The organism is Gloeothece verrucosa PCC 7822, from assembly GCF_000147335.1.
GTDB lineage: Bacteria > Cyanobacteriota > Cyanobacteriia > Cyanobacteriales > Microcystaceae > Gloeothece > Gloeothece verrucosa.
Map to the genome: position 1 here is coordinate 1392432 of NC_014501.1, position 15406 is coordinate 1407837.

Sequence of the window (15406 nt, forward strand, 5' to 3'; positions counted from 1 at the left end):
TTCAGCTAAAAATTTTCTATGCTTAATGCTTTTAACCAACTTCCCTATTGGCTGCGGCTAGGAATTCTTTTTCCGGTCGCTTTTTTAAATGGTTGGCTCCTGTTTTTACTCATTGGGTATTTAGAGCCATTAGTCACTATATTTATCACCGCCACTTTACTCGCCTTTTTGCTTGATTTTCCCATTCGTTTGTTAGAGCTAAGAGGAATTTCTCGGGTTTGGGCAGTCACTTTAGTTTTTTTAATCGCCTTAGTAATTTTAGCAATTTTAGCTTTAGTTTTAATTCCTTTAATTCTTCAACAATTGAGTGATTTAATCGCCGTTTTACCCCAATGGATTGACACGGGAACCGAAAATATAGACAATTTAAGAAAATGGGCAATTGCTCAAAGATTACCCATTAATATTAATCAAGTTATTGGTCAAATTGCCGAGAAATTAACGACGGTTGTTCAATCTTTAAGTACCCAAGGACTGAATTTTCTCTTGGGTGCTATTGGCAGTATTTTTAATATTCTTTTTGTTTTAGTGTTAACCGTGTTTTTAGTGTTTACGGGTCAAAATATTTGGGATGGAATTTTTAGCTGGATTCCTGAACCTTGGAATGTAGAATTACGAAATTTAATTCGAGATAAGTTTGAAAGATATTTTGCTTCTCAGGCGATTTTAGCGGGAATTTTAAGCCTTTCTCAAACGGTAGTTTTCCTGATTTTACAAGTGCCTTATGCCGTGTTATTTGGGGTCACCATTGGGCTAACCAGTTTAATTCCTTATGCCAGTGCTTTTACCATTTTATTAGTCAGTATCATTCTCTCCCTAGAAAATTGGGTATTAGGATTAAAAGTTTTAATTGCGGCTATTATTGTAGGACAGATTAACGATCAAGTGATCACCCCTCGTTTGATGGGAGGGATCACAGGCTTAAATCCGGTTTGGCTGATTTTAGCTTTGTTTATTGGGGGAAAATTTGCCGGAATTTTAGGGTTATTACTAGCTGTTCCTTTAGCCAGTGTGATCAAAAGTGCTACCGACAATTTACGATACCGTTTGACTCATCCAAACGAATCAATGATTGCACAAGTTCCCCTAGATTCTTCCTCAGAACTAATCAATAGAAATCTAGAAGAATGATCACCTAATCAGGCAAGGAAGTTACTCTTGGGGGGTTTTAACCACAAACACAGAACAAGAGGCCTCAGCCACCACCTGACCACTAACAGAACCTTCTATCACTCGCTGAAGTCCAGTTAAGCCGCGAGTTCCCAAAATAATCAGATCGGCAGCATAAATATTAGCCAAACGGATAATTTCCTCAGCCACATCGCCGCTAACAATTTCGATCTCACTGTCGGCAAAAGCACTTTGATAGGTCAGCAGTTGTTGTTCAGCTTCTTGATAAAGTTGTTCTGGGGACGCTTGAGGGCGATCGGCATCTAAATCATTATCCGGCGTGGGTTCTGGAAGCACATGAGAAAAGATGATGTGAGTTTGAGAGTCTATCTTAAGAGTCTTTAAAGCGGCAATGACCTTCTCTGAAGTGTCTGAACAGTCTAGGGCTACAATAATTGTGTTGTACACCAAATCTTTCCTCTACATCAAAAATGCTGTTTGAGCTATAGCAATTTTCCCCTTGAAAGCGAAGTTTTGTCTAGGGGAGAGACAAATTTTTCCTGAGATGTCAACTACCCCGACCCGAAGAAGGCGCTCTTGTCGGGGCTTGCGTCTAGACTCCACCTCAACTCCAAGAATCTTTGCAGACTCTTAGCTTTGGCTTCCTCGTCTGACACATCAGGGGATGCTGACAAAATCCCCGTACTCATCCAGTCTTGCCGAATAAGTAACGCTCTTAATGCGATGTTTCGCCCACCAACTAAATCAGCATGAAGTTTATAGTCACAACTTTTACAAACAAAATTTAGTCCTTTATTTGGTCTATTTTCCTTAGAAACATGACCGCATTTTGGACAACATTGGCTGGTGTAATTAGCCATAACTTTAACAGCTAAAGAACCATTCATAATAGCTTTATAGTCAATACAGGAGTGTAATTCTGCAAATGACCATTGAGCTTTATTTTTGTTAGCTTTTCGCTGTTTTTTACTGGCTCTTTTTCCAGATTTAGATTTAGTTCTTTCTCTAATATGAGTTAGTTGCTCTAAACCTATTAGACTGTTTGGCTGTGCTATCTGCTTGCTAATTTTGTGGTTAATATTAGCGATAAACCGTCTCTCTCTACCAGATAACGCAATCAATCTGCGTTTAGCTGAACGAGTGCCTTTTCGCTGTAATATTTTTCTTACTCGCTGATATCGGTTAGCTTTATGCCTAATTTCTTTGCCCGAAAAAAACTCAGCACTATTATCTATACCGGCTTTTACAGCAAGATAACGCTGTCCAATTCGCTAACATAGATCAATTATCCCTATTGAGTTACCCACATTCACAATGACAACGACACCCATCCGCGCGACACAACCCACACAATACCCAGATGAATTAGGACGTTTTGGTGCCTATGGCGGGAAATACGTCCCAGAAACCTTAATGCCGGCCTTAAGTGAACTAGAAGCCGCCTATAACCGCTACAAAAATGACCCAGAGTTTCAGCAAGAATTAAATCAACTGCTACGGGACTATGTAGGAAGACCTAGCCCATTGTACTTTGCCGAACGCCTCAGCGCCCGTTATGCTAGACCAGATGGTACAGGACCCCAAATCTACCTGAAGCGAGAAGACCTTAACCACACCGGGGCCCATAAAATTAATAATGCCCTAGCTCAGGTCTTGTTAGCGAAACGTATGGGCAAAAAACGCATTATCGCTGAAACCGGTGCCGGACAACATGGAGTCGCTACAGCAACCGTCTGCGCCCGTTTTGGACTTGAATGTATTATTTATATGGGTGTTCATGACATGGAACGCCAAAAATTAAACGTCTTTCGCATGAATTTATTAGGGGCAAAAGTTCAACCCGTATCAGCCGGCACCGGAACCCTCAAAGATGCCACCTCAGAAGCCATCCGAGACTGGGTAACCAATGTAGAAACCACCCATTATATTCTCGGTTCGGTAGCCGGACCTCATCCCTATCCCATGATGGTCAGAGATTTTCACGTCATTATCGGTCAAGAAACAAAGCAACAATGTCAAGAAAAATGGGGCGGACTCCCCGATATCCTCATGGCCTGTGTGGGTGGAGGGTCTAATGCTATGGGGCTATTTTATGAATTTATTAAAGATTCATCAGTCCGGATTATCGGCGTAGAAGCCGCCGGGGAAAGTGTGGCCTCTGGCAAACACGCCGCTACTTTAACCGCCGGACGGCCTGGAGTGTTACATGGGGCCATGAGTTATCTATTACAAGACCAAGAAGGGCAAGTCATAGAAGCCCATTCTATCAGCGCCGGTTTAGATTATCCGGGGGTAGGACCTGAACATAGTTATCTCAAAGATATGGGGCGGGCAGAATATTACAGCGTGACTGACACCGAAGCGGTTGACGCTTTTCAAAGATTATCCCAATTAGAAGGCATTATACCGGCTTTAGAAACTTCCCACGCCATCGCCTATCTAGAAACCCTCTGCCCTCAATTAAAGGGTAGTCCTCGCATTGTGATTAACTGTTCAGGACGAGGAGACAAAGACGTGCAAACAGTGGCTAAATTTCTACAACAAGAATGAAAATCATTCCTGGTTCATTGTTGATTTTTTCTTGTTTATGGTTGGGGAGTTGTCAGTCTTTGACCGATAACTTTCCTTCTGAAGAAAACATGGGTAGCCAAGCCGCTACATCCCTCGTTGCTGATGCCACTCGCAGTAGTGCCCTAGAACAAGATGTCTATCGACAAATTAATCAATACCGACAATCTCGCCACTTAGCCCCTTTAACCTTTAATAATACCATTGCTCAACAAGCCAGGATTCATAGTCAGAGAATGGCCGCTAAAACCGTTCCCTTCTCTCATGAAGGGTTTGAAAAGCGGCTACAACAAATAGGCCAGACCATCCCCTATCAGCAAGCGGCTGAAAATGTCGCTTTTAATGAAGGCGCAAAAGACCCCGCTACAGTAGCCGTTCAAGGATGGCTAAAAAGTCCAGGACATCTCAAAAATATAGAAAGTAATTTCAATTTAACGGGTGTAGGAGTGGCCTTAAATCGTCAAGGAGAATATTACTTTACCCAAATTTTTATCAAACCTCAAGCCGCTTCTGGGTCCTCGGATTCTAAGATTAAAAAAGCTTCTTTAAAGACCAATGTGTTGACGGCCTTAGAACAAAAAACTTATCAACAAGTCAATCAATATCGTCGTTCTCAAAAACTTTCCCCGTTGCTGTGGGATAACCGCATCAGTGAAGTGGCTAGAAGATATAGTCAAAAAATGGCCAACGGAGAAGCCACCTTTAGTCATAATGGATTTGAAGGACGGGTAAAAGCCATAGCTAATCAAATCCCCACTCGAACAGTGGGAGAAAATTTAGCCTTCAATATGGGTTATAGTGACCCGGTTAAAGTGGCTGTAGAAGGATGGATTAAAAGTCCAGGTCATCGGAAAAATATGCAAGGAAATTTCGATTTAACCGGAATTGGTATTGCTAAAAATGCGAAAGGAGAGTATTATTTGACTCAACTTTTTGTCAAAAGACGTTAACAGGTGTTAAAAATGGCATTAGACAATTTTCAAGTTTTGGAAGGCGACCTATCCGATGATATTTTAGCTCAGTATTTACAGGCAGAAGCTATCGCAGTAGATACGGAAACTATGGGTTTAATTCCTCATCGTGATCGTCTTTGTTTGGTGCAACTTTGCGATCCGACCGGTTATGTTACCGCTATTCGTATTGCCAAAGGACAAAAAGAAGCCCCGAAATTAAAGCAATTGATGGAAAATAATCACAGCATTAAAGTGTTCCATTTTGCCCGGTTTGATGTGGCTCAATTGCGTCACCATTTAGGCATAGAAACCACCCCCATTTTTTGTACAAAAATTGCGAGTAAATTGGCTCGTACCTATACCTCAAGTCATGGATTAAAAAGTTTAGTTCTCGAGTTAGAAGGAATAGAATTAGATAAAACCGCCCAAAGTTCAGATTGGGGAAATGCCGCCAATTTATCAGAAGAACAATTAAGTTATGCGGCTAATGATGTTCGCTATTTATTAGGATTAAAGCAAAAATTAATCACCATGTTACAACGGGAAGACCGTTGGCAATTAGCTCAAGACTGTTTTCAATGTCTGCCTGTCATCGTTTCCCTTGATTTACTTTTGTATCCTAATGTTTTTGAACACTAAATAGAATGAGAAAAAGTTTAAAAAGTTGATTGACAATCTTGATGATCGGTAATGCCGATGCGGCTTGGCTGATTCAGGAATAGCTTAGTATCTTAGGATACGGTAATGATCCCCAAAAAAATTTAAAATTAAATCGTTTTAAATTATATGAGAAGCCAAAATGCCTAAATATAAAGTCATATTAACCAATACATTGTTTAATAATCGTCAAGCAATCACCTTAACGGCTTCCAATCAACAGATGGCTATCAGAAAAGCGTTAGGAGCCGAGAGTTTTACAGTCTGGACAGTAGAAAAAGTAGAAGCTCTCCATTAAATTAAAAAAGATACAGTTTTAGAAAAGCTAATCTCCAGGTTAGAAAGCATTAAAAGGTCTATCTAACCTTTTTTTTGGGTAAATATAGCGTAACAGCACTGAGGTATGGAACAATATGAGATGAAACAAAAAGCGATGACTACACCGTATAACGTACAATAGCAGAATGCAAATTAGACGACGACCCCCTAACCCTCCTGTAGAAGTCGATACCTTACGCTATCAAGTAAAAGTCCCCGATGCCCAACCGAGGCATATATTAGAAGAAATAGTCTGGAATAAAGAAAAAGAAGTAGACAGAATTAGAGAACGTCTTCCTTTAATAGAAATACGCAAGCAAGTGCAAGATATGCCGCCGCCTCAAAACTTTCTTGAGGCTTTAGCGAATGGGAAAACCCAACCCGCCCTGATAGCCGAAGTGAAAAAAGCCTCTCCCAGTAAAGGAGTGATCCGAGAAAACTTTGATCCAGTAGCGATCGCCCAAGCTTACCAACAAGGAGGGGCAAGTTGTTTATCAGTGCTGACGGATGAAAAATTTTTTCAGGGCAGTTATGATAACCTAGCCCTAGTACGTCAAAGCGTAGACTTGCCGATTTTATGCAAAGAATTTATTATTTATCCCTATCAAATTTATTACGCTCGTAGCAAGGGAGCAGATGCAGTATTACTGATTGCAGCCATTTTAAATGATCAAGATTTACGCTATTTTGTCAAAATTATCAAGGCATTGAAGATGACAGCCCTGATCGAAGTTCATACCTTAGCTGAACTGGATCGCGTATTAGCCATAGATGGAGTCGCTTTAGTAGGCATCAACAACCGCAATTTAGAGACATTTAAGGTAGATTTACAAACCACATCAGAACTATTGACAGCCAGAGGGGAACAACTGAAACAGCGAGGCATTCTTGTGGTTAGTGAATCGGGATTATATACACCCGATGATTTGCAATTTGTTCACTCGTGCGGCGCGAAAGCAGTGTTAATTGGAGAATCATTAGTTAAACAAACTGACCCAGCCCAGGCAATTCAGAAATTGTTTTCTAGGCTATAATCAAGAGTTGATCGCCATCTGTGCCGATTATTTGGCTTATAAAATTAGTTAGGGAGAACAAACCCGCAAAAGCTTTCAGCAGAATAAGCTAAACTGGCTGATAACAATAAACAAGAAAAGACTAACAACCGATAACTGTGATGAAGCCAATTCCCCTTCCTTCCCATGTCCACTACGAATTACTCCTACAGTTGTTGGAACGAAAAACGATTATCGCAGTGGAAAAAGATCCTGCCCTAAGAACACAAGTTCAACAACTGATTATTAGTCTACGAAAAGCCTTAGCACAGCAAAAACAACTAGAAACCATCTGTGATCAAACTCATACTCCTTTTGAGTATCGTTGGTCCCTCAATAGTGTCAACGTCAAACCCGAAGAAGTTTCAGAGGTATTCGCCCCTCGTTTTCTCAGGGATGAGAACGAATCGTAAATTTAAAATTAACAAATGAGGAATTGGAACATCTATTTTTTATGGTAAATGGGGTAGGGTGATTTTTTTCGTCTTTGGGGGGTTAAGAAATATTGAAGTAGGTTACAATAAAAGGCTCTCTCGAGCAAAAGTAATTCAGACCCAGAGTATTAAAAATTGAAACGTTACAGCAAGAAAGAGGAAACAATTCATGGATGGTAAACCTATGCTCATGATTCCGGGCCCTACGCCCGTGCCAGAACAAGTTTTACTGGCAATGGCTAAACACCCCATCGGTCACCGGAGCGGCGATTTTAGTAAAGTCATAGCAGAAATTACAGAAAACCTCAAATGGCTCCATCAAACCCAAAATGATGTTCTTTGTTTAACCGTATCAGGTACCGGCGCAATGGAAGCCGGGATTATTAATTTCCTCAGTCCTGGAGACCGGGTTTTAGTGGGAGATAACGGCAAATTCGGCGAACGTTGGGGCTTAATTAGTAAAGCGTTCGGCTTAAATGTAGATTTGATTAAAACCGAATGGGGTAAGCCTTTAGATCCTGAAGAATTCCGCGCCAAATTAGAAGCCGATAAAGACAAACAAATTAAGGCAGTTATTATCACCCATTCAGAAACCTCTACCGGGGTTCTCAATGACCTAGAAACCATAAATAAATATGTTAAAGCTCATGGAGAAGCTTTAATCATTGTCGATGCTGTCACCAGTATGGGAGCGCTGAATATTCCCATTGATGAATGGGGTTTAGATGTGGTGGGAAGCGGCTCTCAAAAAGGCTATATGATCCCCCCGGGTTTAGGTTTTGTCTCTGTTAGCAAAAAAGCCTGGAAAGCCTACGAAACGGCAACCCTTCCTAAATTCTATCTCGACTTAGGCAAGTACAAAAAAGCCACCGATAAAGATAGTTCTCCCTTTACTCCTCCAGTGAATTTGATGTATGGGTTACAAGTGGCCCTACAGATGATGAAAGCAGAAGGGTTAGAAAATATTTTCGCTCGTCATCAACGCAACACAGCCGCCACCCGGGCAGCCATGAAAGCCCTCAATTTACCTCTATTTGCGCCTGATACTCATGCGAGTACGGCAATAACGGCAGTTATCCCCACTACTGTCGATGCTGAAAAAATCCGCTCCACCATCAAGAAAAAATTTGATATCGCTTTGGCCGGTGGACAAGACCATTTAAAAGGGAAAATCTTCCGCATAGGGCATTTAGGGTTTGTCAGTGAACGGGATATTTTAGCCGCTATTGGCGCTTTAGAAACCACTCTGCAAGAGTTGGGGTATGAAGGTGCTACTCCCGGGGCCGGTGTTGCTGCGGCGGCGGCAGTTTTAGCACAGTCGTAAATTATTTGGCCTTCACCCTGAAGGGTGTGGCTATACGAACAAAGCCCGCCTACGCGGGCTATATTTTTTTGGGTTATATTCTTGTAGGGTGGGCAATGCTCACCACAAGCTATGTATAGCCGCATTGCGTAGGGTGTGTTAGGCGGCTACCATCATTGCTGCGCGAAGAACATTTAACAGTCCGCCGTAACGCACCATTTTATAATAGCCAAGGTAGTAGGGTGGGCATTGCTCCCCAGAACCCTATATCTAAGCGGAAAAATATCAAAGTCTATAAATTCTAATATAAACTTTCTATTCTCTACTCTTGACTAACCGTAAAAAAGAGACAAAATAGAAGTAATAATTTGATTAATCAGCTAAAAATGGAAACCAGTAACTCGCCGCAGGTTTTTATTTCCTATGCCTGGCAAGGTGATAGTGAAGAATTTGCCAACCAACTTGAAGAAGCTTTCCAAAAGCGGCAAATTAAAATTATCCGAGATAAAACCGATTTGGGCTATAGAGGTTTAATTAAAGAATTTATGGAGCGTATCGGACAAGGTAAATGTATTCTTGTCGTTATTAGTGATAAATATTTAAAATCTGAAAATTGTATGTTTGAATTAGTAGAAATTGCCAAGCATGGGGATTTCTATGATCGGATTTTTCCGATTGTTTTAAAAGATGCCAAAATTTATAAAGATGAAGATAGAATTGATTATTTACACTATTGGGATCAAAAAATAAAGAATTTAGAAGATAAGCTTAAGTCAGGTTCAATTTTAGATGTTACCAGTATTTATAAAACTCTTCAGCAATACGCTGATATAAAAAGAAATATAGATCAACTAACTGATATTCTCAAAAATATCAATGCTCTTACTCCTGAACTACACCGGCAATCGGATTTTGAGCAAATTATACAAGCGGTAGAAACTAGATTAGAAAAAGATAAATCTAACACTGAAAAAATACCAGGAGGAAAAAAGGTGTTTAAAGGACGAATGCAATTAATGAGCCGCCTTAATGGTATTCCTTCACCACAGTTAGAGATGATCATTTTTGAGCTAGAGCCACCTAGGGGAATTATACCAGCTTCACACGCACCGCAGGGAGATAGAGTATCAGCGCTGTTAAATTGGGCAAATGGCGAGGGAGGATGTGGACTAGAACGAGTTGAGGAGGTACTCAATGAAGTTTTAAACCCTTAGATGCCTCTTCGGATAAATTGCCGGGGAGGCGGCTTAAACTGAGTAATTTACCCCCTAAAATGGGTTCACGTCACTTTGTCGGACGAGAAAGAGAACTCCTAGAGATTCACACTCAACTACAGCTAGAGGGAAGATTGGCTATTTGTGCGATCGCAGGGATGGGAGGGGTGGGAAAAACTGAATTAGTTACCCAATATGCCCTACAGTATCAACAAGACTATCAAGGGGGAATCTGTTGGTTAGATGGTAGAGGGGTTGAGTTAGGGACTCAACTGGTTAACTATGCACAAGTTTACTTAAATGTCAATCCCCCTGATGAGTTAGAAATCGGGGATAAGGTTCGTTATTGTTGGCGAAATTGGTTTACCTCTCCCCCAACCCCTCTCCACCTCCCCCTACCCCCTCCTGCAAGAGGGGGAAAAGCGGAAGATTCTTTTTTTGCTGGAGAGGGGAGCAATTATTCTCCTCCATTCCCTCGTAGGGAAGGGGGGCAGGGGGGGTTAGGTCAGGCATTAATCATTTATGATGATGTACAGGACTATCATGAGGTCATCCCTTATTTACCCCCGTCACCCTCTCAGTTTAAGGTTCTGTTGACCAGTCGTAACCGTCCTGGGGTAAGTATTCCAAGAATTGAGCTTGATGTTCTCTCGAAGGATGCGGCTATTAAGTTATTGCGCTCCCTCGTTGGAGATGCCAGAATTGAGGCAGAGTTAGAACAGGTTCAGGAATTATGCGAAAAGTTGGGCTATTTGCCGCTAGGATTGGAATTAGTCGGTAAATATTTAGATGAACATCGAGGACTGACTATAAAGGAACTTATTAAGCGGCTTAAGAAAAAAGGACTCGATGAGAAAGCATTAAACCCATCAGATACAGCTTTTATGACTGCCCAAAGGGGAGTAAAAGCAGCAATGGAATTATCTTGGGAAGATTTATCTTCTGAGGCGAAAAAGTTGGCTTGTTTTCTGAGTTTGTTTGCGGCGAGTGCCATAAAGTGGGAGTGGGTAGAAAAGTGTTTGTTAGAGGTTGATAGTGTTACGGTTTTTTATTGGGAAGAGTTTCTAGAAACCTCGGATAAAGATGAAGATGCTTATCAAGAAAAACTCAGAGAATTGCAACAATATTTAGGACAGCAAGGGGAAGAATTTAATGATTTTGAAGAGGTAGAAGAATGGTTAGAAAATTGGATAGAAGAGAAACAAGAAGCTTTAGAAAATTTCAAGGAAGAACTACGGGATAATGCTTTAGTTAATCGTAGTTTATTAGAAGAGAGAGGGAATAATCAATATCAATTACATCCACTCCTGAGAGAATTTTTTCAGATTAAACTGAAGGATTTAGAAGAAGCGGATGATTATAAGCAAAAGTTGTGTAAGATAATGGTAAGCTGTTCTTCTTCTCTTTCTCAAACTCCAACACTAACCGAAATCAAAGCAGTTACAGAAGCCATTCCTCATTTAATAGAAGTAGCAAATAATTTAATCGATTGGCTAGGAAATCAAGAAGAAGAGTTGGTCTGGATATTTGAAGGATTGATTAGATTTTATGAAGGTCAAGGCACTTATATTCAAGCAGAAAGATGGAGTAAGCAGTGCTTACAAGAAACTAAAAAAAGATTCGGAATAAACCATCCGTCCACGGCTATGTCCCTTACTATTTTATCCGGTTTATACCGTTCTCAAGGAAGGTTTACGGAAGCAGAAACCTTGTTACAACAAGCCTTAGATATCAACCAAAGACTCTTAGAAATAGACCATCCCGACACGGCAACTTCCCTCGATAATTTAGCAGTCTTATACAGTTATCAGGGAAGGTTTATGGAAGCAGAACCTTTATTAAAACAAGCCTTAGAAATATTACAAAGAGTTTTAGGAATAGACCATCCCTCCACAGCAATGAGCCTCAATAATTTAGCCTATTGCTACTATTGTCAGGGAAGATTTAACGAAGCGGAACCCCTGTATATACAGGCATTAAAAATTACTCAAAAAGTCTTAGGAATAGACCATCCCTCCACAGCAATGATCCTTAATAATTTAGCCTATTTATACTCCTGTCAGGGAAGGTCTACCGAAGCGAAACCCTTGTTAAAACAAGCCTTAGAAATCCGTCAAAGAGTCTTAGGAATAGACCATCCCGACACGGCAATGAGCCTCAATAATTTAGCGGGTTTATACGACTCTCAGAGAAGGTTTACGGAAGCCGAAAATTTGTATCAACAAGCCTTAGAAATCCGTCAAAAAGTCTTAGGAATAGACCATCCCGACACGGCAATGAGCCTCAATAATTTAGCCTATTTATATTATTATCAAGGAAGGTTGAGCGAAGCGGAACCCTTGTATCTACAAGCCTTAGAAATAAAACAAAAAGTTTTAGGAATAGACCATCCCTCCACAGCAACGAGCCTCAATAATTTAGCCCTTTTATACGACTCTCAGGGAAGGTTGACCGAAGCGGAACCCTTGTATCTACAAGCCTTAGAAATAAGACAAAAAGTCTTAGGAATAGACTATCCCGACACGGCACAATCCCTCAATAATTTAGCGGGATTATACAAATCCCAGGGAAGGTTGACCGAAGCCGCACCCTTGTATCTACAAGCCTTAGAAATCGTACAACGAACCCTAGGAGAAGACCATCCCACCACTCAAACAATAGCCGCTAATTACCAATATTGCTTAATGTTAATGCTGTTTACCATGCCAGTAGAAGAAGCATTAAAAAGGATACCCGAAGAATATCATCAAGACTTTTTACAGCAACGGGAAGAATATTTAAAAGATAGGAAATAGGGAACAATTAATCCTAAAATGGTGCGTTACGGCGGATTGTTAAATCTCTTTCATGATCAAAAATGGTAGCCGCCTAACACACCCTACAGAATTCTTTCATTTTTCCCTTAAAGCCTGCGTAGGCAGGCTTCGTTCGTATAGCCCCACCCTTCAGGGTGAGGGCGTTTTAGGGCATCAACCCTTCGAAAAAAGCCTACACAACTCAACCACCTTAGTTTGCAAAGCCGCCAACGGATCAGCCCCCCGTTTAAGACTTAACTCCAACTCAAACAACAGAGGCAAAGTCGCCAACAACTGACTCCCCTTAAAAGCTTGCACCTCCTTGCGTAAAAAATAGATCCGTTTCGGGTTGCCTACTTCCGCCGCCGTTGCGATCGCCTTTTCATCCTTCTCCCCCGCCTCAATTTTCAACTTAACCATTGCCCAAGTGCGAAACTGTCCCACCAAAGTTGCTACAATTCTCAAAGCTGGTTCATTGCGGCTAATTAAATCTGCCACCAAAGAGAGCGCCTTAGCCGCGTCTCCCTCACGAATAGCCGTCGCCAGTTGTAAACTATTTTGAGTATTAACATTCACCAAACTCGCCACCACATTTTCATTGATGGGTTTACCCTGTCCATAAACCGATAACTTATCTAACTCACTCCACAACTGCCTGGTATTATTACCCACCGACTCCGCCAACAAATCCACCGCCGCCGCCGTTAATTTCACCCCCTTACTGTGAGCAACAGATTGAACCCTTTGAACAATTTCCTCAGTTTTCCAAGGGGGTATCAAAGCAAACTCTTGAACTTTAGCATATTCTTCTACCAACTTAGTCGACTTGAGGCGTTTATCAGGTTTCTTGCTGGAGGTAAATAGAAGATGAGACTCTTCCGGAATATGCGGCAAAGTTCGCTGTAACTCCGATAATAACCCCTCTGAACACTGCCCAAAAATCGTTGTTTCCACCAACCAGACTAACCTTCCCCCGCTCCCAAACACCGGAGTCATGGCTTGATTTAACCCTTCGATCACATTTTCAGCCGCATCACCGGCCAGCTTATCATAATTAAATTGTATCCAACTGGGGTCAAGAACATCTTGACGTAAGCGTTCAACCTCTTGAGTGATAGCAAAATCATCTTCACCCCAAAATAGATAAATAGGCATAATTTCCCAACTTACAGGTCGCTTGGCAAGATAAAATATATATTGTCTTCAAACGGGGAAAAGTAGATTGGACGAAACCTACCAAACCTATATTAATCGGGTAGCACCCATGACGCTACTCGCTACCTATGAAAGCCAACTCCAGAATATCCAAAAGTCTCCTAAATTTATAGAAGGGGAACCGGCTATCTTTGAAGGATATAGTATTATCACTCCTCCGGGACTCGAAGATCCCGATAATACAGACTTTTACCAAAATCTGGAAGCCTTTCAAAAACAGTTAGTTAATCAAGTGGAGCCTGGGTTAATTGTACCCACTCCTATAGAAAGTTATCACTTTACGGTGGCTGATTTAATCTGGGATGGAGCCTATAAAGATGCGGCTCAAAATAATCCCAATTTTGATCAGCAATTAAAAGCCTGTATTCAGGAAAGCTTTGAAAAATATCAAGAGTCTGCTGTTACAGGCGGCTCCCTCCAATGGCAAATCTTAGGACTGCTAATATATCCCCGTTCCTTAGTGGTTGGGTTAGCACCAAAAGATGAATCCGTCTATGAACAAATTGCCGAACTAAGACGGTCAATTTATCAAAATTCAGGCTTAATGGGTTTAGGCATTGAGCAACAATATTATTTTACGGCTCATATTACCCTAGGCTATTTCGGTGAGATTCCCGAAAATCTTGACCGCGATAATCTTGCTAATCTTCTCTCTAAATTTAATGATCAGTGGTTAGAAAATGACCCTCAAATTTTAAGCATCAAACAAGTTCAATTAAGAAAATTTACCAATATGACACGTTTTGAACGAGAGTCAGATTATCCCATTTTAGAACTGTAAATCATTCCCATTTTTTCATTTAAAATTATCATAAATGTATGATAATGTTTGTAAATTTATAGCGGAAGAATTTTCAACGGAGTTAGCGACTTGGTTATTAGGTGAGCCGATTCTTTTAACAGAATTAAGTCCTAAAGAACTTTCCCTAGAACCAATTCGCTCTGATTCTTTAATTTTAAAACAATCATCAAATATTGTTCTACAAGTCGAATTTCAAACCCAACCCGACCCGGATATTCCCTTTAGGATGGCAGATTATCGTCTCCGGGTTTACCGTCGCTATCCTCAAAAAGCGATGCGGCAAGTGGTTATTTATCTCAAAAAGAGTAACTCAGAATTAGTGTATCAAAACACTTTTTCTGCTGATAAATTGCATCATGAATTTGAGGTTATTCGTCTTTGGGAACAACCAACAGAATTGTTTTTAAATACGCCAGGATTACTATCTTTTGCTGTGCTAAGTCAAACCGAGCAAAAAACCGAGGTATTACGGGAAGTCGCTAGAATAATAGATACTCTCCCCCAACGGCGAGTAAGATCCAATTTATCAGCAGCAACATCAATTCTAGCAGGGTTAGTATTGAATAAAGAGATCATTCAACAAGTTTTGAGGCGAGACATTATGCAAGAATCCGTTATCTATCAAGAAATCGTCAAAGAAGCACGAGAACAAGGATTACAAGAAGGAAGACAAGAAGGATTACAACAGGCAAAACAAGAAATCGCTTTAAATTTACTTCAAAGCGGAATGAGTGTAGAACAAGTTGTAGCTTGTTCGGGTTTATCAGAAGAATTCGTGCAGGAACTTCTACTAGGAAGACTACAAGGAATTAAAGAAGTCGCGTTAAATTTACTGCGAGATGGAATCAGTATAGAACAAGTTAGGCGTTATACAGGTTTATCACAGGAGATAGTTCAAGAACTCCAGCGCAGTTTACAACAATAAATTTTTAGAGAAATTTTCACACTTTCTCTTGTTAATTAA

At 40.7% G+C, this 15406-nt stretch carries 15 protein-coding genes; 12 read left to right on the plus strand and 3 right to left on the minus strand.

Going from position 1 to position 15406, the window contains the following annotated elements; genetic code table 11:
* Positions 1–18: 18 nt before the first annotated feature.
* Entirely contained in the window at positions 19–1131 is a 1113-nt protein-coding gene (locus CYAN7822_RS06230) for an AI-2E family transporter (RefSeq protein WP_013321390.1), read from the plus strand.
* Between the two features lie 21 nt (positions 1132–1152).
* Here the strand turns inward: CYAN7822_RS06230 and CYAN7822_RS06235 are convergent, their stop codons facing one another.
* Together CYAN7822_RS06235 and CYAN7822_RS06240 are read right to left on the minus strand one after the other, a co-directional pair.
* On the minus strand, positions 1153–1578 hold the full coding sequence (locus CYAN7822_RS06235) for a universal stress protein (protein WP_013321391.1): 426 nt from the start codon (positions 1576–1578) through the stop codon (positions 1153–1155).
* Positions 1579–1682: 104 nt separating this feature from the next.
* Entirely contained in the window at positions 1683–2399 is a 717-nt protein-coding gene (locus tag CYAN7822_RS06240) for an RNA-guided endonuclease InsQ/TnpB family protein (protein WP_342635704.1), read from the minus strand.
* 46 nt (positions 2400–2445) lie between these two features.
* On the opposite strand from CYAN7822_RS06240, the gene trpB reads away from it, so the two are divergent.
* From trpB to CYAN7822_RS38960, 9 genes are all read left to right on the plus strand, one after another.
* Positions 2446–3681 (plus strand): tryptophan synthase subunit beta, encoded by a 1236-nt coding sequence (gene trpB / locus CYAN7822_RS06245; protein ID WP_013321392.1) that lies wholly within the window; start codon positions 2446–2448, stop codon positions 3679–3681.
* Entirely contained in the window at positions 3678–4649 is a 972-nt protein-coding gene (locus tag CYAN7822_RS06250; RefSeq protein ID WP_013321393.1) for a CAP domain-containing protein, read from the plus strand. Before trpB ends, CYAN7822_RS06250 begins: the two co-directional genes overlap by 4 nt.
* Before the next feature lie 12 nt (positions 4650–4661).
* Positions 4662–5291 carry a ribonuclease D gene (locus CYAN7822_RS06255; protein WP_013321394.1) on the plus strand — a complete coding sequence of 210 codons (630 nt, stop codon included), beginning with the start codon at positions 4662–4664 and terminating at the stop codon, positions 5289–5291.
* A 160-nt stretch (positions 5292–5451) separates the two neighbouring features.
* Positions 5452–5607, plus strand: a complete 156-nt coding sequence (locus tag CYAN7822_RS38605; RefSeq protein WP_013321395.1) for a hypothetical protein — start codon at positions 5452–5454, stop codon at positions 5605–5607.
* A 166-nt stretch (positions 5608–5773) separates the two neighbouring features.
* On the plus strand, positions 5774–6661 hold the full coding sequence (gene trpC / locus CYAN7822_RS06260; RefSeq protein ID WP_013321396.1) for an indole-3-glycerol phosphate synthase TrpC: 888 nt from the start codon (positions 5774–5776) through the stop codon (positions 6659–6661).
* Positions 6662–6801: 140 nt separating this feature from the next.
* Positions 6802–7092, plus strand: a complete 291-nt coding sequence (locus tag CYAN7822_RS06265; RefSeq protein ID WP_013321397.1) for a DUF5340 domain-containing protein — start codon at positions 6802–6804, stop codon at positions 7090–7092.
* A gap of 190 nt (positions 7093–7282) precedes the next feature.
* Positions 7283–8437 carry a pyridoxal-phosphate-dependent aminotransferase family protein gene (locus CYAN7822_RS06270; RefSeq protein WP_013321398.1) on the plus strand — a complete coding sequence of 385 codons (1155 nt, stop codon included), beginning with the start codon at positions 7283–7285 and terminating at the stop codon, positions 8435–8437.
* Positions 8438–8802: 365 nt separating this feature from the next.
* Positions 8803–9630 carry a toll/interleukin-1 receptor domain-containing protein gene (locus CYAN7822_RS06275; RefSeq protein WP_013321399.1) on the plus strand — a complete coding sequence of 276 codons (828 nt, stop codon included), beginning with the start codon at positions 8803–8805 and terminating at the stop codon, positions 9628–9630.
* Between the two features lie 59 nt (positions 9631–9689).
* Positions 9690–12425 (plus strand): tetratricopeptide repeat protein, encoded by a 2736-nt coding sequence (locus CYAN7822_RS38960; protein WP_013321400.1) that lies wholly within the window; start codon positions 9690–9692, stop codon positions 12423–12425.
* A gap of 174 nt (positions 12426–12599) precedes the next feature.
* Here CYAN7822_RS38960 and holA read toward each other — a convergent pair whose 3' ends face one another.
* Positions 12600–13580: a DNA polymerase III subunit delta gene (gene holA, locus CYAN7822_RS06285; protein WP_013321401.1), complete on the minus strand. Its 981-nt coding sequence runs from the start codon at positions 13578–13580 to the stop codon at positions 12600–12602.
* A 67-nt stretch (positions 13581–13647) separates the two neighbouring features.
* Here holA and CYAN7822_RS06290 point away from each other — a divergent pair, with 67 nt between their 5' ends.
* Positions 13648–14421: a hypothetical protein gene (locus CYAN7822_RS06290; protein WP_041933153.1), complete on the plus strand. Its 774-nt coding sequence runs from the start codon at positions 13648–13650 to the stop codon at positions 14419–14421.
* A gap of 34 nt (positions 14422–14455) precedes the next feature.
* Positions 14456–15367 (plus strand): Rpn family recombination-promoting nuclease/putative transposase, encoded by a 912-nt coding sequence (locus CYAN7822_RS06295; RefSeq protein ID WP_013321403.1) that lies wholly within the window; start codon positions 14456–14458, stop codon positions 15365–15367.
* Positions 15368–15406 lie beyond the last annotated feature (39 nt).

Coding starts and splice junctions, on each gene's coding strand:
- CYAN7822_RS38960 (WP_013321400.1), top strand. CDS start 9,690: ATGGGTTCACGTCACTTTGTCGGACGAGAAAGAGAACTCCTAGAGATT.
- CYAN7822_RS06230 (WP_013321390.1), top strand. CDS start 19: ATGCTTAATGCTTTTAACCAACTTCCCTATTGGCTGCGGCTAGGAATT.
- CYAN7822_RS06270 (WP_013321398.1), top strand. CDS start 7,283: ATGGATGGTAAACCTATGCTCATGATTCCGGGCCCTACGCCCGTGCCA.
- CYAN7822_RS06295 (WP_013321403.1), top strand. CDS start 14,456: ATGTATGATAATGTTTGTAAATTTATAGCGGAAGAATTTTCAACGGAG.
- trpC (WP_013321396.1), top strand. CDS start 5,774: ATGCAAATTAGACGACGACCCCCTAACCCTCCTGTAGAAGTCGATACC.
- CYAN7822_RS06250 (WP_013321393.1), top strand. CDS start 3,678: ATGAAAATCATTCCTGGTTCATTGTTGATTTTTTCTTGTTTATGGTTG.
- CYAN7822_RS06255 (WP_013321394.1), top strand. CDS start 4,662: ATGGCATTAGACAATTTTCAAGTTTTGGAAGGCGACCTATCCGATGAT.
- CYAN7822_RS38605 (WP_013321395.1), top strand. CDS start 5,452: ATGCCTAAATATAAAGTCATATTAACCAATACATTGTTTAATAATCGT.
- CYAN7822_RS06265 (WP_013321397.1), top strand. CDS start 6,802: ATGAAGCCAATTCCCCTTCCTTCCCATGTCCACTACGAATTACTCCTA.
- holA (WP_013321401.1), bottom strand. CDS start 13,580: ATGCCTATTTATCTATTTTGGGGTGAAGATGATTTTGCTATCACTCAA.
- trpB (WP_013321392.1), top strand. CDS start 2,446: ATGACAACGACACCCATCCGCGCGACACAACCCACACAATACCCAGAT.
- CYAN7822_RS06275 (WP_013321399.1), top strand. CDS start 8,803: ATGGAAACCAGTAACTCGCCGCAGGTTTTTATTTCCTATGCCTGGCAA.